This window comes from Monashia sp. HAY1-11D (assembly GCF_056868035.1).
The window spans coordinates 2,790,057-2,810,371 of record NZ_CP200320.1 but is presented as its reverse complement, the minus strand read 5'-3'; the positions used below and the strand labels follow the sequence as shown (position 1 = coordinate 2,810,371).

15 protein-coding genes and 1 pseudogene are annotated in these 20,315 nt (G+C 72.3%); 11 read left to right on the top strand and 5 right to left on the bottom strand.

Annotated elements, in window-relative coordinates; translation table 11 throughout:
- The first annotated feature begins 35 nt into the window (after positions 1-35).
- The gene (locus tag AC1VM9_RS13010; RefSeq protein WP_481341540.1) at positions 36-1,166 is read left to right on the top strand and encodes a GNAT family N-acetyltransferase; all 1,131 of its coding nucleotides are present in this window, start codon (positions 36-38) and stop codon (positions 1,164-1,166) included.
- A gap of 20 nt (positions 1,167-1,186) precedes the next feature.
- Here AC1VM9_RS13010 and AC1VM9_RS13005 read toward each other — a convergent pair whose 3' ends face one another.
- From AC1VM9_RS13005 to AC1VM9_RS12985, 5 genes and pseudogenes are all read right to left on the bottom strand, one after another.
- Entirely contained in the window at positions 1,187-2,917 is a 1,731-nt protein-coding gene (locus tag AC1VM9_RS13005; protein WP_481341541.1) for a VanW family protein, read from the bottom strand.
- A 224-nt stretch (positions 2,918-3,141) separates the two neighbouring features.
- Positions 3,142-4,038 carry an N-acetyl-1-D-myo-inositol-2-amino-2-deoxy-alpha-D-glucopyranoside deacetylase gene (gene mshB / locus AC1VM9_RS13000; protein ID WP_481341542.1) on the bottom strand — a complete coding sequence of 299 codons (897 nt, stop codon included), beginning with the start codon at positions 4,036-4,038 and terminating at the stop codon, positions 3,142-3,144.
- 35 nt (positions 4,039-4,073) lie between these two features.
- Positions 4,074-5,876, bottom strand: a complete 1,803-nt coding sequence (locus AC1VM9_RS12995) for an ABC transporter substrate-binding protein (protein ID WP_481341543.1) — start codon at positions 5,874-5,876, stop codon at positions 4,074-4,076.
- Between the two features lie 6 nt (positions 5,877-5,882).
- Positions 5,883-7,787 (bottom strand): translational GTPase TypA, encoded by a 1,905-nt coding sequence (gene typA / locus AC1VM9_RS12990; protein WP_481341544.1) that lies wholly within the window; start codon positions 7,785-7,787, stop codon positions 5,883-5,885.
- 257 nt (positions 7,788-8,044) lie between these two features.
- Positions 8,045-8,320, bottom strand: a pseudogene (locus AC1VM9_RS12985) (NUDIX domain-containing protein); the annotation flags it as partial.
- A gap of 39 nt (positions 8,321-8,359) precedes the next feature.
- Here AC1VM9_RS12985 and AC1VM9_RS12980 point away from each other — a divergent pair.
- From AC1VM9_RS12980 to AC1VM9_RS12935, 10 genes are all read left to right on the top strand, one after another.
- Entirely contained in the window at positions 8,360-8,713 is a 354-nt protein-coding gene (locus tag AC1VM9_RS12980) for a 4a-hydroxytetrahydrobiopterin dehydratase (RefSeq protein WP_481346357.1), read from the top strand.
- A 215-nt stretch (positions 8,714-8,928) separates the two neighbouring features.
- Entirely contained in the window at positions 8,929-10,560 is a 1,632-nt protein-coding gene (locus AC1VM9_RS12975; protein ID WP_483122943.1) for a hemolysin family protein, read from the top strand.
- On the top strand, positions 10,557-11,570 hold the full coding sequence (locus AC1VM9_RS12970; RefSeq protein WP_483122942.1) for a hemolysin family protein: 1,014 nt from the start codon (positions 10,557-10,559) through the stop codon (positions 11,568-11,570). Before AC1VM9_RS12975 ends, AC1VM9_RS12970 begins: the two co-directional genes overlap by 4 nt.
- A gap of 253 nt (positions 11,571-11,823) precedes the next feature.
- Complete coding sequence (locus tag AC1VM9_RS12965; protein ID WP_481341549.1) at positions 11,824-12,816, top strand: ABC transporter permease; 993 nt, start codon at positions 11,824-11,826, stop codon at positions 12,814-12,816.
- Positions 12,817-12,858: 42 nt separating this feature from the next.
- Positions 12,859-14,643, top strand: a complete 1,785-nt coding sequence (locus AC1VM9_RS12960; RefSeq protein WP_483122940.1) for an ABC transporter substrate-binding protein — start codon at positions 12,859-12,861, stop codon at positions 14,641-14,643.
- A 137-nt stretch (positions 14,644-14,780) separates the two neighbouring features.
- The gene (locus AC1VM9_RS12955) at positions 14,781-15,794 is read left to right on the top strand and encodes an ABC transporter permease (protein ID WP_481346361.1); all 1,014 of its coding nucleotides are present in this window, start codon (positions 14,781-14,783) and stop codon (positions 15,792-15,794) included.
- Entirely contained in the window at positions 15,791-16,954 is a 1,164-nt protein-coding gene (locus AC1VM9_RS12950) for an ABC transporter ATP-binding protein (protein WP_481342398.1), read from the top strand. The genes AC1VM9_RS12955 and AC1VM9_RS12950 overlap by 4 nt, the downstream gene beginning before the upstream one ends.
- A 58-nt stretch (positions 16,955-17,012) precedes the next feature.
- Positions 17,013-18,212, top strand: coding sequence for an ABC transporter ATP-binding protein (locus tag AC1VM9_RS12945; RefSeq protein WP_483122939.1), 1,200 nt, complete (start codon positions 17,013-17,015; stop codon positions 18,210-18,212).
- Between the two features lie 56 nt (positions 18,213-18,268).
- Positions 18,269-18,991: a DsbA family oxidoreductase gene (locus AC1VM9_RS12940; RefSeq protein ID WP_483122938.1), complete on the top strand. Its 723-nt coding sequence runs from the start codon at positions 18,269-18,271 to the stop codon at positions 18,989-18,991.
- 283 nt (positions 18,992-19,274) lie between these two features.
- On the top strand, positions 19,275-20,195 hold the full coding sequence (locus tag AC1VM9_RS12935) for an alpha/beta fold hydrolase (RefSeq protein ID WP_483122936.1): 921 nt from the start codon (positions 19,275-19,277) through the stop codon (positions 20,193-20,195).
- The last annotated feature ends 120 nt before the right edge of the window (positions 20,196-20,315 follow it).

The window sequence follows — 20,315 nt, the reverse complement described above, 5'->3', positions numbered from 1 at the left end:
CGGGGTGAAGTGCTGCACCGCCTAGTATGCCGGACATGACTGGCGAGCCCACGCGCGACCCCGCTGCTGAGACGGGCCCCGGGAGCACCCCCCTCACGGGCTCCGCGGGCACGCCGGGCTCCACCGACACGACCGGCCACCGCCTCACCGCGGGGCTGACCGTCGGCGGGCGCGTCGTCGTCCGCTACCGCCTCGCGGAAGGCAGCGACGCCGGTGCCACCGACTTCGTCGGCGAGCTCGTCGCGCGCAACGAGGACTTCCTCGTCGTCGACGCGAGGGCCGGGCAGGGTGGTCGGCAGACCGAGCGGGTCAAGCTCGTCCGCGCCGACGTCATCGCCGCCAAGGACGTGCCGCCACCGGCGAGCCAGCCGGGTCGCGCGCACCAGCGCGTGTCGGCCGACGACCTCGAGAGGCTCATGGCGCGTGGCTGGGCGGCGACGTCCCGCAAGGGGCTCGGCGACTGGCTGCTGCGCTCGGCGACCGGCTTCACCGGGCGCGCGAACTCGGTTCTGGCCGTAGGCGACCCGAGCCTCCCGATCGACAAGGCCATCGACTTCGCCGAGAGCTGGTACGCCGAGCACGACGCTCCTGCGCTGTTCCAGCTGCACGGCCCGACCGGCTTCGACGTGGCGGAGCAGCCGCTCGGCAAGGCGCTCATCGAGCGCGGCTACCTGCCCGGCGGCGGGCGGCCCGAGTGGTCCCGCGTCCTCGTCCTCACCGGCCTGTCCGCGCAGGTGCCGCCGCTCACCACCGAGTCGGTGCCGGTCACCGCGGACGCACAGCTGTCCCCCGAGTGGCTCATGGCCTACGCCGAGCAGCGCTCCGTCGTGCCGGGCACCACGGAGGCCGTCCTCACCGGCAGCGAGGGGCAGCTGTTCCTCTCGGTGCGCGACGAGCCGACCGGGCGGATCATCGGGATCGCCCGCATGGCGATCCACGCCGGTTGGGCGGGCATCTTCGGCCTCTGGGTCCATCCGGAGCACCGGCGCCGCGGCATCGCCTCGACGATCGTGTCGGCGATCGCGATGGTGGCCCGCGAGAACAACATGCCGGCGATGTACCTGCAGGTGTCCGGCGACAACACCGACGGCGTCGCCTTCTGGAGCCGGCTCGGGTTCACCGTGCACCACGAGTACACCTACCTGGCCCGCCCCGCATCAGCCTGAGGCCGTGGCAGCTCACCGGGTCACGGGGGCGTGGCGCCGGGGTTGGTGCAGATGACCTCGTCCTCGGGCACGTAGTGCGTCGTGACGTCCTCGCTCCGCACGAGCGTCGGGGAACCGGGGCGGTACCACTGCCGGGTCACCGTGACGTCGAACCCGGGGTTCGGCTGCTGCGGGTAGCACGTCGCGCTGTCGCTGCGGATCGTGCGGGGCGGTCTGACGTTCGTGCGCGGACCCTTGACGCTCCTGACGTCCCACACCTTGGTGCTCCAGACCCGGCCGTGCACCTGGCCCTTGTCGACCCAGGTCTGCAGGAGCATCCCGTAGGCGGTGTCGTTCGTCCACCTGTTGTCGATGCTCGGCCAGTAGACGGTGGCCTCGCGGCCCTCGGGGTAGCGCGGGATGAAGAACGCGTGCGGACGGAACTCGAGGAACCGGACCCCGGCGAAGTAGGCCAGGTTGTACACGACGGTCGAGACCTGTGAGACGCCGCCGCCGGTGCCGCGGGTCAGCCGGCCGTCGATGATGACGGTGCCGTCGGCATAGCCCTTGTCCTCCGTGCGCTCGCCGAGGATCGCGTTGAGGCTGAAGGTGCCTCCGGGCGGGACGTACGTGCCGTCGAGGCGCTGCGTGGCGACGACGAGGTTGTTGGTGCGGCTCGGGTCGTCGGTCGGGAACGGCGAGGAGAACTCGACGACCTTCGTCGTGATGCCCGCCCTGACGGCGTCCTGCGTGGAGAACGGGGGCTTGGCCGGGACCGCGGCCACCGTGACCGTGCGGCCCGTGCCGGTACCGGTGACAGCCGCGACGACGGCCTTGGCGACGGCGTCCTCGTCGACGGCCGCACCGTCGACCGACGGCACGAGCCTCGGAGCGCCGTTGCCCGGCCCGAAGACCCAGCGGGCGCTCGTCGCCGACCTCGTCGGGACCGTGACCTTCGCGGCGACGAGCCGGGCCAGGCCGGGCTCGTCGAAGCTCGCCCGCAGGCCGCCGGACCCGTCGGCCTCGACCTTCACGAAGGGGACCAGCTCGGTCGGCTGCACGACGACGCGCGACGTGCCGGCCACGAGGGTGACCGGCCCGGAGACGATGGCTGCGGCCGTGGTGTCGGCGAACTGCTCGACCGCCGCACCGGCCACCGTCGGCGCGGTGTCGCGCACCGCGGCGACAGCGGTCGTGGACTCGGGAAAGGCGCGCCGCAGGGCGAGCTTGGTGCCCACCACGTCGAGCGTCCGGCCGGACCGCGGCATCTCCACCGTGACGCGTCCGGCGGGGAAGGTGACCCGTCCCTCGCGCGGCGGCTGCTCGACCCTGGGGGCCAGCGCGTCGAGGTAGGCCGTGAGCCGGTCGTCGTCGACGCTCGTCAGCAGGGGCAGGCGCAGGGACCCGGTCAGCTTGGCCCAGATGGTGCGGGGGTCCAGCGTGAACCCGGTGAGGCCGTCGAGGGACCGGGCCGCGTCGACCCGGAGGCCGACGTCGACGGGCACGACGCTCACCGGCTCGGGCCGGCCGGGCACGGTGAGCGCGATGGGCCGAGTCAGGACCTCCCGCGCGCCGCGCTCGATGGCGGCGGTGGCCCGCTCGGGCGTCATGCCGCCGACGTGGATGCCCCCGACGGACACCGTGGCCGGCACGTGGTCGGCGGACCAGATGCTGAGGCCCGCGTAGGCGCCCCCGAGCACGACGGTGGCGGCGAGCAGCCGGACCGCGGTGGCGCGGCTCTCGCGGCGGGGCTGGGGCTGCCAGGTGTCCATGGGCCTCCGTACGCGGCGTCGTGCGCGGGCACGGCCTCGGGTGCGGCTGGTGGTGGCTCGAACGGTAGCCCGCCCGGGGCCCGGCACCGGCGAGGCGGACCGGTGTGGCCCGGACGTGACCGAGTCGTTGCCGGGCCGTGACGGCACCGGGGCCCGGGCCCCCGGTGCCCTTGTGCCCGGTGCCCCTGGGCCGGTGCCGTCGTGCCTGACGCCGGCGCGAGGGATCAGGCGAGCAGGCCCGCCTCCGACGCGGGGACGGCGCCCCCGATCGTCTCCCACGTCACGGGGTCGACGCGGCGGAAGCCCTCCCGAGTCGATGTCCGGGCGGCCATGAGGTTGGACAGCGCGTGCACGTCCTCGCTGGCCACGATGACCTGCGTGGCGTGCGCGCGCAGCGCCTGGTTCTTCACCGCCCTGGCTGCGGCGTCCTCGACGACGTGCGTCACGCGCTCGTCGGGCACGACCGACGGCGGGAACGGGTCGTCGGCGGCGGGCAGGACGAGCGGCGGCAGCCCGTCGGGGCGGGCCAGGCAGGCGGGGTCGGCGGCGTGCAGCCAGGCGCGGTCGGCGCGGGCCCACGACACCGGCGTGAGGATCTCGAAGGCGCGGTCGGGCCGCTCCGAGGCCTCGAGCAGGCGCAGCGCGCGCCGGGTCGCGTCGTGCGTCCGGACGTGGTCGGGGTGGCCGTAGCCGCCGTGCGCGTCGTAGGTGACGACGACGTCGGGGCGCACGTCGCGGAGCACTCCGGCCACGAGCGCCGCGGCCTCCTCGAGGTCGACGCCGGCGAACGCGTCGGGGCGGGCTGCCGCCGGCGAGCCCGCCATGCCGGAGTCGCGGTACCGGGACAGCCGCCCGGCGGCGGGGTCGGCGCCGAGCACGTGCATCGTGGCGCCGAGGCGTCGCAAGGCCTCGGCCAGCTCGGCGTGGCGGTGCGGGCCGAGGGCGTCGTCCGGATGCCCCTCGAGGTGGGCGAGGCCGGGCGGGATGACCTCGCCCTCCTCCCCCAGCGTGCACGTCAGCACGTGCACCTCGTCGCCCCGCGCGACGTGGTGGGCCATCGTCACGCCGCACGTCAGCGACTCGTCGTCGGGATGGGCGTGGACGAACACGAGACGGGCCACGGGGCCTCCTGCCGGTCGGGCGGGTGCGGGGACGGTCAGTGCAGGGAGACGGTCGCGAGGTCGACGATGCCGCCGACGGCGTGGTCCTCGTAGTGCACGACGCCGGCGCCGTGCAGGTACAACGCCTTGGTCGCCGAGAGCGCGACGTAGCCGCCGGCGTCACGCAGCGCGGTGTCGGCCTGCAGCCACACCTTCGCGCGCTGCTCGGGGTCGGGCGTGGCCTCGGCCTGGTCGATGAGCCCGTTGACGGTCTTGTCGTCGACGTAGCCGACGTCCTGTCCGGGACCGGTGGAGTCGATGTTGATCCGCGAGTCGAAGAGGGCCGGCAGGACCCCGGAGGCCGACGGCCAGTCGGGCGTCCAGACCCCGCGGAACACGTCGAAGGACGCGCCCGCCGTCTTGCGCTCGATCGTCTCGTAGTACTCCTCGGGGGCGACGCCGGTCAGCTCGACCTCGAAGCCGGCCCGCTCCCAGCCGGCCGCGAGGGCCGCGTAGGCCTTGTCGCCGAGGACCGAACGCGCGTAGACGACGCGCACCCGCACCGGCGTCCTGACGCCCGCCTGCTGGAGCACGCGGCGCGCCTGCTCCGGGTCGCCGTCGACCTTGGCGCCGCTCGGCACCTCGACCGTGGAGGGGTCGACGGCCGGTGACAGGATGGACCACGTCGGGGTGCCGGCCCCCTCGCCCCCGTTGGCGGTGACGTACGTGGCTCGGTTGGTCGCGAGCGCGAACGCCTTGCGCACAGCGGGGTTCGACATGACGGGGCTGCGCATGTTGAGCGCCAGGTAGTCGACGTTGCCGGTGTAGGGGAAGGTGAGGCGGGCCTGCAGGTCGGTGCCGGCCTGGTTGCGCAGCGTCGGGCTGGCCTGCACCCACGAGACCGCGTACGCGTCGTCGTCACGCTGGTTGAGCAGGCGCTGGATGACTGCGGCCTCACCGAGCCCCGTCGTCACCTCGATGCGGTCGGGGTAGGCCCGGCGGACGGGGTCGGTGCGGGGGTCCCAGTTCGCGTTGCGCACGAACGTGCCACCCTCGTCGGCCTTCCACGGCTTCTCCAGCCGGTAGGGGCCGCTCGACATGACGTCGTAGGAGGTCTTGTCGTCCTTGCGGTCGCTCGAGGCCTTGCGAGGGGCGAACTCGGGCAGCGCCACGACGTACGGGAAGTCCGGCTCGGCGTCGCGCAGGTGGAAGGTGATGGTGCGTCCCGAGCAGGCCACGGCCCGGTCGAAGTCCGGCTGGTGCGCCGTGTCGTCCGGGCCCTGGTAGACCGGCTTCTCGAGCCCCTCGGCGGTGACCTTCGTCGGGATGTCGAGCAGGAAGCTGGCGTAGTTGGTGCCGGCGACGTGGGTGCGCCGGTCGAAGGTGCGCGCGATGCCGTGGCGGACGTCGTCGCACGTGATCGGCGAGCCGTCCTGCCACGTGAGCCCCTCGCGCAGGGTGAACGTCCACGTCCGCCCGCCGTCCTTGGCGGTGCCGGTGTCGGTGGCGAGGTCGGCGACGACGTCGCGCTGGTGCGCGCCCGTGCCGTAGGCGGTCAGGCCGCGGGCGAAGACGCGCTGGGCGAAGAACGCCTCGGGCCCGACGTACATCAGCTGCGGGTCCCACGTCGCGACCTGGCCGGCCACGAGCACCTCGAGCGTTCCGCCCGGCTGCGGGGCCGCGTCACTCCCGACGCTGCCCGTCGACGTCGCCGGCCGGACGACGTCGGTGGCCGCGCCGGCATCACCCGTGCCGGTGCACCCGGCCGCCGCGGACGCGAGCAGGACCGCGGCGAGGCCGGCCCCGAGGGACCGGCCGAGCCGCGCCGAGCCACGCAGCGCACGCACCACGCCCGCCACGGCGGATCAACCCTCGGCGCGTGCCGCCGCCCGGGCCCTGGACGCCGTGCGCGCTCGCTCGTTGGCATCGAGGACGACCTTGCGGATGCGCACGGCGTCCGGTGTGACCTCGACGCACTCGTCCTCGCGGCAGAACTCGAGGCTCTGCTCGAGGCTGAGCTTGCGCGGGGGCACGATCTTCTCGAAGTTGTCGGCGGAGGAGGCGCGGACGTTGGTCAGCTTCTTCTCCTTGGTGATGTTGACGTCCATGTCGTCGGCCCGGGAGTTCTCGCCGACGATCATGCCCTCGTAGACGTCGGTCGTCGGCTCGGTGAAGAGGACGCCGCGCTCCTGGAGGTTGACCATCGCGTACGAGGTGACGGCGCCGGCACGGTCGGCGACGAGTGAGCCGCTCGTGCGCGTCGTGATGGTGCCGAACCACGGCTCGTAGTCCTCGAAGACGTGGTGGGCGATGCCCGTGCCGCGCGTCTCGGTGAGGAACTCGGTGCGGAAGCCGATGAGGCCACGGCTCGGCACGAGGAACTCCATGCGGATCCAGCCGGTGCCGTGGTTGGTCATCTGCTCCATGCGCCCCTTGCGGGCGGCGAGGATCTGGGTGATCGGGCCGAGGAACTCCTCGGGCGTGTCGATGGTGAGGCGCTCGACCGGCTCGTGCAGCTTGCCGTCGACCTCGCGGGTGACGACCTGCGGCTTGCCGACGGTCAGCTCGTAGCCCTCGCGCCGCATCTGCTCGACGAGGATGGCGAGCGCGAGCTCGCCACGGCCCTGGACCTCCCACGCGTCGGGACGCTCGGTCGGCAGGATGCGCAGCGACACGTTGCCGACGAGCTCCTTGTCGAGGCGGTCCTTGACCATGCGCGCCGTGACCTTGGTGCCCTTCGTCGGGCCGCGACCCACGAGCGGGCTGGTGTTCGTGCCGATCGTCATCGAGATCGCCGGCTCGTCGACCGTGATGAGTGGCAGCGGCACCGGGTTCTCGGCGTCGGCGAGGGTCTCGCCGATGGTGATGTCGGGGATGCCCGCGACGGCGATGATGTCGCCGGGGCCGGCGCTCTCGGCGGGCTTGCGCTCGAGGGCCTCGGTCATGAGCAGCTCGGTGATCTTGACGCGCTGCTGCGAACCGTCGTGGCGGCACCACATGACCTGCTGGCCCTTGGTGATCGTGCCGTTGTGCACCCGCAGCAGCGCGAGGCGGCCCAGGAAGTTCGACGCGTCGAGGTTGGTGACGTGCGCCTGCAGCGGCGCCTCGTCGTCGTACGTCGGCGCGGGGATCGTCTCGAGGATCGTGGCGAAGAGCGCCTCGAGGTCGTCGGCCTCGGGCAGCGCGCCGTCGGCGGGGCGCTCGAGGGAGGCACGGCCGGCCTTGGCCGAGGCGTAGACGATGGGGAAGTCGATCTGCTCCTCGGTGGCGTCGAGGTCGAGGAAGAGCTCGTAGGCCTCGTCGACGACCTCGGCGATGCGCGAGTCGGGGCGGTCGACCTTGTTGATGCAGAGGATGACCGGCATCTTGGCCGCGAGCGCCTTGCGCAGCACGAACCGCGTCTGCGGCAGCGGGCCCTCCGACGCGTCGACGAGGAGCACGACGCCGTCGACCATCGACAGCCCGCGTTCGACCTCACCGCCGAAGTCGGCGTGACCCGGGGTGTCGATGATGTTGATCGTGACGCCGTCGGCCAGACCCCGGTCGGTGGCCGCCTTGCCCGTGTAGTGGATCGCGGTGTTCTTCGCGAGGATCGTGATGCCCTTCTCGCGCTCGAGGTCACCGGAGTCCATCGCGCGCTCGTCGACGTGCTGGTGCTCGCCGAACGCGCCGGCCTGCCAGAGCATCTTGTCGACGAGCGTGGTCTTGCCGTGGTCGACGTGGGCGACGATGGCGACGTTGCGGATGTCCGCACGAGTCTTCAGGGGCATGGGGGACAGTCTCTCAGGGGTTGGGCAGTGGTTCCGACCACGCGGGGCGCGGCCGGGCCGGGCACGGTCCGGCATCCGACGGCGGTCCGGGCCGTCAGCCCGCACGCACCAGGGTCTCGATCCGCTCGACGATGGGCAGGTCGGCCGGCAGCCAGGCGACGCCCTGCAGGTCGTCGACCTCGAGCCACCGGAAGCTCGTCATGGTCCTCGAGGGGCGACGGGTCGCCCTCGATCACCTCGGCCAGCCACACCAGCATCTCGTACCTGTCGCCGAGAGGCCACGTGGCTCCGGGGAGCGGACCGGGCACCTGCACGCCGACGCGGACCGTGATGCCGAGCTCCTCCCGCACCTCGCGGTGCAGCGCCGCGAGCGCGTCCTCCCCCGGTTCCACCTTGCCACCGGGCAGCTCCCAGCCACCGGCCAGCACCGAGGGCTCGGTACGCCGCGCCGACAGCAGGCGGGTCGGGCGCGCGAGGTCGTCGACGATGGCGGCGCCGACGACGAGGGCGCGGGCAGGGACGGGCGGGCACATGGCGTCGTCGATAGTGCCACAGCACGGTTTACTGGGGTGATGGCACGACGACTCGACGACGACGAGGTCACGCGCCAGCTCGGCGACCTGCCGGACTGGGCCCGTGACGGCGACACCATCAGGGCCTCCTTCACGGCCCCCGACTTCCCGACCGGCATCCGCCTCGTCGACGAGGTAGCCGCCGACGCGGAGTCGATGGACCACCACCCCGACATCGACGTCCGCTGGACGACGGTGCGCTTCGCCCTCTCGACGCACTCCGAGGGGGGCCTGACCCAGCTCGACGTCGAGCTGGCGCACCAGATCTCCCAAGCGGCCGCCCGCCTCGGCGCCTCGGCAGAGTCGCCCGAGTCGGCAGAGTCCGCAGAGTCCGCCGGGTCGGCGACGGAGTAGGCGCCGGCACGGGCGGCGCGACCATCGACGGGGGGTCACGGGACGGCCGGGACCGCACCCCGGGTGCGGCGCTCGCCTAGGATCGCACCCATGCGACCACACGCCAGGCACGAGTCTCGCGGGTCCCGCGACGGCTCCCAGGAGGGCCATAGTCCCTCGCCGGACGCAGTCCGGCCGCCCCCGTCCCACCACCCGCTCACCGGGGTGGCGGTCGCATGAGCACCGTCCTCGGCATCGCCCTCGGCGTCCTGCTGATCCTCGCCCTCACCACGGCCACCGGCTACTTCGTCGCCCAGGAGTTCGCCTACGTCGCCGTCGACCGGACGGCCCTGCGCGAGCTCGCCGAGGCCGGCGACGACGCGGCCCGGCGCGCCCTGCGGGTCACGTCGCAGCTGTCGTTCACCCTCTCCGCGGCGCAGTTCGGGATCACCGTCACGGCGCTGCTCGTCGGCTACGTCTCCGAACCACTGGTCGGCACGGGCCTGGCCGACCTGCTCGACCCGTCGATGTCGTACGCGACCCGCCTGTCCCTGTCCGTCACCGCGGTGCTCGTCTTCTCCACCGTCGTCCAGATGGTGTTCGGGGAGCTCGCGCCGAAGAACCTCGCCATCGCGCGCACCGTGCCCCTGGCGCGGGCCCTGAGCCGCACCACCCTCGCCTACCTCACCGTGGCCGGCCCGGTCGTCCGGCTCTTCGACCGCGCCTCGACGTCGCTGCTGCGCCGGGTCGGCATCGAGCCGGTCGACGAGCTCGAGCACGGGGCGACCGCCGAGGACCTCAGCCGCATCATCGACGCGTCGCACGCGGGCGGCCTGCTCGACGACGACCTGTCCGACGTCCTCGAGGGCGGGCTGCGCTTCCGCGAGCTGGACGCCGGTGACGTCATGACGCCGCGCGTGCGCGTCACGACCGTCCGGGCCACCGACCCGGTCTCCCGGGTCGTCGAGCTGCTCGACACCGGCTGGTCGCGGTTCCCGGTCACCGGCCGCGACGGTGACGACATCGTCGGCGTCGCGGGCATCGCCGAGGTGCTCGCCGTCGACCGGCAGGAGCGGGCGACGACGACCGTGGCGTCCGTCGCCGCCGAGCCGACCGTGGTGCCGACGAGCGCTCCCCTGCCCCGCGTCCTCGAGCAGATCCGCGCCGACCACCGGCAGCTGGCCGTCGTCGTCGACGAGCACGGCGGCTTCGCCGGCATCGTCACCTTCGAGGACGTCGCCGAAGAGGTCGTCGGCGAGATCCTCGACGAGGACGATGCGACACCGGCCGGCATCGTCGACGTCGACGCCGACGCCGACGCCTGGTTCGTGCCGGGCCACCTGCGCCTCGACGAGCTCGACACCGCCACCGGGCTCCGGCTCGAGAGCGGCGACACGCACTCGACGGTGAGCGGGCTCGTCCTCGAGCACCTCGGACGCACCGCCGTCGCCGGCGACACCATCGTCGTCGAGGCGAGACTCGAGACCGGCGACCGGCGCCACCCCGCCACCGGCCTCTGGACCGACCCCGGGACGGACGCCGGGACGGGCCCGGGCACCGTCGCCGACAGGGACACGGACAGCGACGGGGACACGCACGCGGACTCCGACGCCGACCGGGCCCGCGACCCGGAGCCGCGCCGGCTGCCCGTCTCGGTGCGCGTCACCGTCGGGGCCGTCGAGCGCCACGTGCCCTCGTCGGTCCGCGTCGAGGTGCTCGACCTCATGTCCGACCTCGAGTCCCTCGACCGGGACACCGGGACCGCCGAGACCGCCGGGACCGCCGGGACCGCCGAGCCCGCCGAGCCCGGCGAGCCCGGCGAGACCGACCCCACGGGGGCCTCCGGACGCACGGAGGCGGACCGATGACGACCGCCCTGCTCGTCTCCCTGCTCCTGCTCGTCCTCAACGCCTTCTTCGTCGCCGCCGAGTTCGCCCTCGTCGCCAGCAAGCGGCACCGCCTCGAGGAGCGTGCCGAGAAGGGCAGCGCCGCGGCCCGCTCGGCCCTCCGGGGCTCGCGCGAGCTCTCGCTCATGCTCGCCGGCGCCCAGCTCGGCATCACCCTGTGCACCCTCGGACTCGGCTCGCTGGCCAAGCCGGCCGTGGCCGACCTGCTCGAGCCGGTGCTGTCGTTCCTGCGCCTGCCCGACGCGGTCGCCTACCCGGTCGCCGTCGTGCTGGCCGTCGGTGTCGTCGTCTTCCTCCACATGGTCGTCGGCGAGATGGCGCCCAAGTCATGGGCCATCGCGCACCCCGAACGGTCCGCCGTGGTCCTCGCGCTGCCGTTCCGCGGTTTCACCTGGGTCGTGCGTCCGGCTCTCCGCCTCCTCAACACCCTGGCGAACGGCTGCCTGCGTCTGGTGCGCGTGCAGCCGGTCGACGAGCTGGCGCAGGTGCACGGCCCGAAGGAGCTGCAGCTGCTCCTCGCCAGCGCGCACGAGCACGGCCAGCTCGCCGAACCGGAGCACCGCGTCCTGTCCGGCGCCATCGCGCTCGACACGACACCGCTCACCGAGGCCCTGGTGCCGCTCGAGCGCGTGGTCGGGGTGCCCTCGTCGGCGTCCTGTGCCGCGGCGGAGGCCCTCTCGCGCGAGTCGGGCCGGTCCCGGCTCGTCGTCACCGACGAGGGCCGGCCGGTGGGCGTCGCCCACGTGCGCGACGTCGTGCGAGCCGACCCGGGCGCGCCGGTGACGACGGTGACGACGCCCGTCCTGCGAGTCGCCTCGGGCCTGTCCCTCCTCGATGCGCTGTCGGTGCTGCGGGCCGAGCGGGCCCAGCTCGCGCTCGTCGAGGGAGCGCGGGCGCCGGTCGGCATCGTCACGATGGAGGACCTCCTCGAGCGGGTGCTCGGGCGCTTCGACGACGAGACCGACGCCTGAAGAGCCACACGGCGCCGTGGGGCGGCGGGGCCCGCACCCCGGGCGAAGCGGCCCGCTGTGGAATCCTTCCCCCGGAGGACCACATCGCCGGAAGATCTCCGCCCTGTCACGATTCGGCCACGTCGGTTGCCGCCGGTGTTTCGCGGCTGAAAGATGTTGCGGACGGTCATGGGGGGCCTAGGGTGGCGGTCGCTTCGCAGTCCGGAGGGCGAGCTCGCCCTCCTCGCACAGTCACGATCCGGAGGTACAGCCCGTGAGCACACCCCTTGAGGTCGAACCCGGCGCAACGTCGGCGGAACCGGAGGCGGTGCTGCAGGGAGAGCGCAGGATCGAGGGTCGCTCGCTCGGGCAGATCGCCTGGGCCCGTCTCAAGCGCGACAAGGTGGCCCTCGGCGGCGGCGTCTTCGTGCTGTTCCTCATCGTCGTCGCCATCTGCGCCCCGCTCATCGTCGGCGCGCTCGGGCACCCGCCGAACGAGTTCCACCAGGAGCTCGTCGACGCCAACCTGCAGATCCCCACGGCGCCCTTCGGCGGCATGTCGAAGGACTTCCTCTTCGGCGTCGAGCCGGTCAACGGCCGCGACATCTTCAGCCGGATCATCTACGGCTCGCAGATCTCCCTGCTCATCGCGTTCCTCGCCACGATGCTCTCGGTGGTCATCGGCACCGCCCTCGGCGTCATCGCCGGGTACTTCGGCGGCGCCGTCGACACCCTGATCAGCCGGGCGATGGACATCTTCCTCGCCTTCCCGCTGCTCGTCTTCGCCATCGCCCTCGCCGGCGTCGTGCCCGACCAGGCGTTCGGGCTCAGGGGCGACGCCCTGCGCATCGCCGTCATCGTCTTCATCATCGGTTTCTTCAACTGGCCGTACATCGGGCGCATCGTGCGCGGGCAGACGCTGTCGCTGCGCGAGCGCGAGTTCGTCGACGCGGCGCGCAGCCTCGGCGCCCGCACGCCGCACATCCTCGCCATGGAGGTGCTGCCCAACCTCATCGCGCCGATCCTCGTCTACGCGACGTTGCTCATCCCGAGCAACATCCTCTTCGAGGCGGGTCTGTCGTTCCTCGGTGTCGGCGTCCAGGCCCCCCGGGCCACCTGGGGAGGCATGCTCTCCGACGCCGCGCAGTGGTACCAGATCGACCCCTGGTTCATGGTCTGGCCGGGCCTGGCCATCTTCGTGACGGTCCTGGCCTTCAACCTCTTCGGGGACGGCCTTCGTGACGCCCTCGACCCGCGGTCGCGGTAACCACCGCACCCGCATCCCGCAAAAGAAGGAGCGCATCCACTCATGAAGAACACACGCGTGATGGTGGTCGCGACCGCGGCCGCCCTCGCCCTGGGTCTTTCTGCCTGCGCCGGCAGCCAGACCCCGGGCACCTCCCCCAGCGGCGGCGGCGGCGGCGGTGCAGGCGCAGGTGCGGCCACGGCCGCCGACGCGGCGCTGAAGGCGATCGTCCGGCCGTCGGACAAGAAGGGCGGCACCCTGCGCTTCGGCATCTCGAGCGACTGGGACTCGGTCGACACGGGCGACACCTACTACGGGCTCTCGTGGGACTTCCTGCGCAACTACGCCCGCACGCTCGTCTCCTTCAAGGCGGCGCCGGGCCAGCAGGGCAACCAGCTCGTCGGTGACCTCGCCACCGGCCTCGGCAAGCCGAGCGCGGACAACAAGACGTGGACGTACACGCTGCGCGACGGCATCAAGTTCGAGGACGGCACACCGATCACGAGCAAGGACATCAAGTACGGCGTCGCCCGCCAGCTCGACAAGAACACGTTCCCGAACGGGCCGACGTACTTCAACGACTTCCTCGCCGACATCCCCGCGGGCTACTCGGTCTACAAGGACAAGAACCTCGACGACCTGAAGTCCATCGAGACACCGGACGACAAGACGATCGTCTTCCACCTCAACAAGCCGTTCGCCGGCTTCGACTACTTCGCGCAGCTGCCCGCCACCGCACCAGTGCCGCAGGCCAAGGACACCGGCTCGAAGTACAAGGAGCACGTCATCGCGTCCGGTCCGTACAAGTTCTCGGTGTACCAGACCGGCAAGCGCATCGAGCTGGTCCGCAACGACGCGTACGACCCGAAGAGCGACCCGGACACCGGCCGCAAGGCCCTGCCGGACAAGATCACCGTCGAGATCGGCGTCAACGCCGCCGACCTCGACAACCGCCTCATCGCCGGTGACCTCGACATCGACCTCGCCGGAACGGGCGTCCAGGCCCAGGCACAGGGCAAGATCCTGGCCGACCCGACGCTCAAGGCCAAGACGGACGACGTCGTGAGCGCGCGCACGAGCTACACGCAGATCAACAGCGACGTCGCGCCGTTCAACAACATCGACTGCCGCAAGGCCGTCATCTTCGCCTACGACAAGACGGGCTACCAGCGCGCCTACGGCGGCAACATCGGTGCCGACATCGCCACCGGCCTGCTGCCTCCCGTCGTCCCCGGCTTCCAGGAGCAGGACCTCTACAACGCGAAGTCGAAGCCGCAGGGCGACGTCGACTCCGCGAAGGCGGCCCTCGCCAAGTGCGGCCAGCCCAACGGCTTCGAGACCAACATCTCCTACCGGCCCGAGCGCCCGAAGGAGAAGGCCACGGCCGAGTCGCTGCAGCAGGCGCTCGCCAAGATCGGCATCAAGCTGACCCTCAAGGCCTACCCGGCCGGTGACTACTTCAAGCTGTACGCCGGCAAGCCGGACTTCGCCAAGGCCAACAACCTCGGCCTCATGGTGATGAGCTGGGGCGCCGACTGGCCGGACGGCTTCGGCTTCCTCCAGCAGATTGTCGACAGCCGCGTCATCCGTCCCGCGGGCAACACCAACCTCGGGATCAAGCTGCCGGAGGTCGACAAGCTCATGGACCAGGCGCTGTCGGAGAACGACACGACCAAGCGTGAGGCCATCTGGGGCCAGATCGACAAGGTCGTCATGGAGAACGCCGAGGTCATCCCGGGCATCTGGAACAAGGCGCTGCTCTTCCGGCCCGACACCGTGTCGAACATCTTCGTCAACGACGGCTACTCGTACTACGACTACGCCGCCGCAGGTGTCACCAACCCGTGACCCGATGCGTCCGGCGTCGAGCCTCCGGGCCTGACGCCGGACGTCCGGTCCGACCTCCTTCCACCGAAAGTAGGTGAAGGCGTAGGCACGGTGGCGGACGGTCACGAACCGTCCGCCACCCGCCCGGCCGCCCCACAGTGCTGACGTACCTCATCCGCCGGCTCATCGCCGCCGTCCTGCTGCTCGCCATCGTGAGCGCGGTCGTCTTCGCCATCTTCTTCCTCGTGCCCCGCATCGGCGGGGCCACCGCCGACGACCTCGCCTCGCGGTACGTCGGCAAGAGCGCCGGTCAGGCCCAGATCCACGAGACCGCGGTGCGGCTCGGCTTCACCGACCCGATCTACGTCCAGTACGGACGCTTCGTCAAGGGCATCGTCGCCGGCGCCGACTACAACACCGGCGCCGGCACCGACCACTGCCCGGCGCCGTGCCTGGGCTACTCGTTCATCACCCAGAACCCGGTCCTGCCCGACATCCTCGACCGGCTGCCCGTCACCGCGACGCTCGCGGCCGGAGCCGCGGTCCTGTGGCTCGTCGGCGGGGTCGGCACCGGGGTCGTGTCGGCGCTGCGGCGCGGCTCGGTCCTCGACCGCGGCTTCATGGGCATGGCCCTGGCCGGCGTCTCCCTGCCGATCTTCTTCACCGGCCTGCTGTCCCTGACGATCTTCAGCTACGGCCTCAAGTGGACCTACGCCGGCGGCGCCAGCCCGATGGACGCCACCAGTCCCCTCGACCTCGTCCACCGCATGCTGCTGCCCTGGATCACCCTGGCCTTCCTCTACGCGGCCAGCTACGCCCGCCTCACCCGCGCCGGCATGCTCGAGACGATGAACGAGGACTACATCCGCACGGCGCGCGCCAAGGGCCTCAAGGAGCGCGACGTCGTCGTCAAGCACGGCCTGCGCTCGGCCCTGACGCCGATCCTGACGATCTTCGGCCTCGACCTCGGCCTGCTGCTCGGTGGCGCCGTGCTCACCGAGACGACGTTCTCGCTGCAGGGGATCGGCTTCTACGCCGTGCAGGCCATCACGAACAACGACCTCCCCAAGGTCCTCGGTGTGACGCTCTTCGGCGCGGTGTTCGTCATCGTCGCCAACCTCATCGTCGACCTCCTGTACGCCGTCGTCGACCCCAGGGTGCGCACCTCATGAGCCAGTCCAGCCAGTCCGGCCCCTCGGGCCAGCCCTCGAACCAGTCCGTCCTCGAGAAGGAGGGGCGGGTGAGGTCCGGCCGCGGCCGCAAGGCGTCGGTCAACGCACTCGACGGGATCGGCGGCCTCGGCGCGCCCGCGCCCGACGCGTTCCTGTCGGTGCGCGACCTGCGGGTGCACTTTCCCACCGACGACGGGATCGTCAAGTCCGTCGACGGTCTGTCCTTCGACCTCGCCCGCGGCAAGACGCTCGGCATCGTCGGTGAGTCGGGCTCGGGCAAGAGCGTCACGAGCATGTCGATCATGGGCCTGCACAAGCCGGGCACGGTCCGGATGACCGGCTCGATCCGCCTCGACGGGCAGGAGCTCGTCGGCACCCGTCCGGAGACCGTGCGCTCGCTGCGCGGCAAGAGGATGGCGATGATCTTCCAGGACCCGCTGTCGGCGATGCACCCGTTCTACACGGTGGGTCACCAGATCATCGAGGCCTACCGGATCCACAACAAGGTCTCGACGTCGGTGGCCAGGAAGCACGCCATCGACATGCTCGGGCGGGTCGGCATCCCGCAGCCGGCGAGCCGCGTCGACGACTACCCCCACCAGTTCTCCGGCGGCATGCGCCAACGCGCCATGATCGCCATGGCGCTCTCGTGCGACCCGGACCTGCTCATCGCCGACGAGCCGACCACCGCCCTCGACGTCACGGTCCAGGCACAGATCCTCGACCTCATCCGCGACCTGCAGGCCGAGTTCAACTCGGCGGTCGTCGTCATCACCCACGACCTCGGCGTCGTCGCCGAGCTGTCCGACGACATCATGGTCATGTACGCCGGCCGCTCGGTCGAGTACGCGGCGTCGACGGAGGTGTTCGAGCGGCCGCAGCACCCGTACACGTGGGGCCTGCTCACCTCGATGCCGCGCCTCGACCGGGCGCGCATCGAGCGTCTGCGCCCCATCGCCGGCTCGCCGCCCAGCCTCATCAACGTGCCGTCCGGCTGTCCGTTCCACCCCCGCTGTGCCTACGAAGGGCGCAACGAGGGTCGCAGCCAGGCCGAGCGGCCCCCGTTCGAGGAGTCCCTGCCCCGGCACTGGGCCGCCTGCCACCTTCCCGTGGACGTTCGCCGCTCCATCTGGGAGAACGAGATCAGGCCGACCCTGTGAGCACCGCCGCGACCGTCCCGACCACCGCGCCCAGCGCACCGATCCCAGGAGCCGCAGCGTGACCGCCTCCCCCGCCACCGCCCGGACGGCGGCGCCGTCGACGTCCGACGCGCTGCTGCAGGTCACCGACCTCACCAAGCACTTCCCGATCCGACGCGGCCTGCTCCAGCGGCAGGTGGGCGCGGTGCGGGCCGTCGACGGGCTGACGTTCGAGGTCGCCAAGGGCGAGACGCTCTCGCTCGTCGGCGAGTCCGGCTGCGGGAAGACGACGACCGGCCGGATGCTGACGCGGCTGCTCGAGCCGACCTCGGGCCAGATCCTCTTCGAGGGCCGCGACATCACCCACGCGTCCGTCGGCACGATGCGTCCGCTGCGGCGCGACGTGCAGATGATCTTCCAGGACCCCTACGGCAGCCTCAACCCGCGGCACACGGTCGGCACCATCGTGGGCTCGCCGTTCCACCTGCAGAACGTCAAGACCCAGCACGGCATCAAGCGCGAGGTCCAGGCCCTGCTCGAGCTGGTCGGCCTGAGCCCGGAGCACTACAACCGCTATCCGCACGAGTTCTCGGGCGGCCAGCGCCAGCGCATCGGCATCGCCCGGTCGCTCGCCCTCAGGCCCAAGCTCATCGTCGCCGACGAGCCGGTCTCCGCCCTCGACGTGTCGATCCAGGCGCAGGTCATCAACCTCCTCGAGGACCTGCAGGACGAGCTCGGCCTGACCTACGTCGTCATCGCCCACGACCTGTCGGTCGTGCGGCACATGAGCGACCGCGTCGCCGTCATGTACCTCGGCAACCTCGTGGAGGTCACCGGCCGCGACGAGCTGTACGCCCGGCCCATGCACCCGTACACGACCGCCCTCATGTCGGCGGTGCCGATCCCCGACCCGGCCCGCCGCGGCCGCCGCGAGCGGATCCGCCTCGAGGGCGACGTGCCGAGCCCGATCAACCCCCCACCCGCGTGCCGCTTCCACACGCGCTGCTGGAAGGCCCAGGAGGTCTGCCGCACCGAGACCCCGCCGCTCGTCGAGCTGCTCCCGGGCCACAGCGTCGCGTGCCACTTCCCGGAGAACATCGACCTGCCCGACCCCACCGTGCGACCCGGCGCCGCGTCACCGCTCGAGGCGGCAGCGGCGGACCTCTCCGCCTCCGGCGAGGTGCCGCACGACGACGCCGACCGCTCCGGACCACGGGTCGTGCCGCGGGACGCGTCCGCCGACGCGTCGGGCAACGCACCGGAGCCCGGCAACGCCTGAGGCCCTCGATCCGCACACCCGGGAAGCAAACGACGGGGGCGGTGGTTGAACGTTGCATGAAGGTCGAGATCTGGTCGGACATCGCTTGCCCGTGGTGCTACATCGGCAAGCGCCGCTTCGAGAAGGCCCTCGCGACGTTTCCCCACCGCGACGACGTGGAGGTGACCTGGCGCAGCTACCAGCTGGACCCGTCGCTGCCCGAGCACCACGACGGCACCGAGCTGGACTACCTGGTCTCCCGCAAGGGCCTGTCGGCCGAGCAGGTCCGCGCCATGTTCGACCAGGTCAGGCAGATCGCCGCCGAGGAGGGCCTGGCCTACGACTTCGACCGGGTCGTCGTCGCCAACAGCCTGCCCGGCCACGAGCTGCTCCACCTGGCCGCGGCGAGCGGCCTGGGCGACGCCGTCAAGGAGGCGCTGCTGTCGGCGCACTTCGAGCACGGCGAGGACATCGGCGACCGTGCCGTCCTCGTGCGGATCGGCACCGAGGCGGGCCTGCCCGCCGACGAGGTGGAGCGGGCCCTCGACGAGCACACCCAGCTCGAGGCGGTCCATGCCGACGTCGCCGAGGCCCGGCGCCTCGGCATCCGCGGGGTCCCGTTCTTCGTCCTCGACGGGCGGTACGGCGTCTCCGGCGCCCAGCCCACCGCGCTCTTCACCCAGGCGCTCGAGCAGGTCTGGCGCGAGACCAACCCGCTCGTCATGGTCGGCGCCTCCGACGCATCCGACGCATCCGACGCGTCGGGCGCGGCGTGCGGGCCCGACGGCTGCGCCGTCTGAGGCCGGTCGCCGCGCCCCCGGACGGCCGGAGACCTGACGAGGCGCCACTCGCTCGGGGGTTCGAGTGGCGCCTCGTTCATGCCCACCATCGACGCCGGCTGCCCCGGCGTTACACCCGTCTGCACCACGTTCTGCCTGCCCGTCCGCCCTCGCCGTCCTGCCTCCCGCCGGCCCGGGGGCTCTGGGCCGTGCGCGGTTCCAAAGCACCCGCATCGGGTCGGTGACCGACCTACCCTGAGTAGGGAGGGAGGCGGCGCATCGGGCGCCGCCGGAGGAGACCGACGTGAGCGCGTCCGAGCCGATGACGGTGACCCTGCACGGGCACTCGCTCTCCTACGTCGACGTCGGCGCGGGCGAGACGATCCTGTTCGTCCACGGCCTGCTCGGCTCGCACCACAACTGGGCCAGCCTCGTCGACGCCCTCGCCGACTCCTACCGCGTCGTCGTGCCGGACCTCTTCGGACACGGCGCGTCGGACCGGCACGCCGGCGACTACTCCGTCGCCGCACACGCCGCGACGCTGCGCGACCTGCTCGACCGGCTCGGCATCGCGCGGGTCACCATCGTCGGGCACTCGCTGGGCGGGGGCATCGCCCTCGAGTTCTGCTACCTGTTCCCCGACCGCGTCGACCGCCTCGTGCTCGTCGGCAGCGGCGGCCTCGGCCGGCAGGTCAGCGCGGTGCTGCGCTCGGCCACGCTGCCCGGCGCGGAGTGGGTGCTGCCGGTCATCGCCTCACCCTGGGTGCGCGGCGGGGCCGCGGCCGTGGGCCGGGTCCTGTCGCTGGCCGGCTGGCGCGCGAGCCACGACGTCCGCGCGGCGTGGGAGGGCTTCACCTCGCTGGGCGACGCCGACAGCCGCCGAGCCTTCCTCGCCACGACGCGGGCCGTGCTGGACCCGGGCGGCCAGCGGGTCAGCGCCACCGACTACCTGCCCGACCTCGTCGGTCTGCCCGTGCTCGTCGTGTGGGGCACGCGGGACCTCGTCATCCCACCGGCGCACGCAGCCCGCGCGCGAGAGTCCATCCCCGGCTGCCGCATCGAGCTGTTCGAGGGTGCCGGGCACTTCCCGCACCTCGACGAGCCGGAGCGCTTCGCCGAGGTGCTGCGCGACTTCGTGCGCGAACCCGGCCGGGACCGGTCCGTCGGACGGGCACGACGCGACCCCGATCTCGCGCCCGGCATCGACGAGCAGCGGGCCGGCTGAGCCGGGCCGGACGCGTGAAGAGGCGCCACCCGCTCGGGGGTCCGGGTGGCGCCTCTGTCACCCGGACCATCGCCGCGACCCGGCGCGGTGTTACACCGCACCACGACGGCACGACGGCAC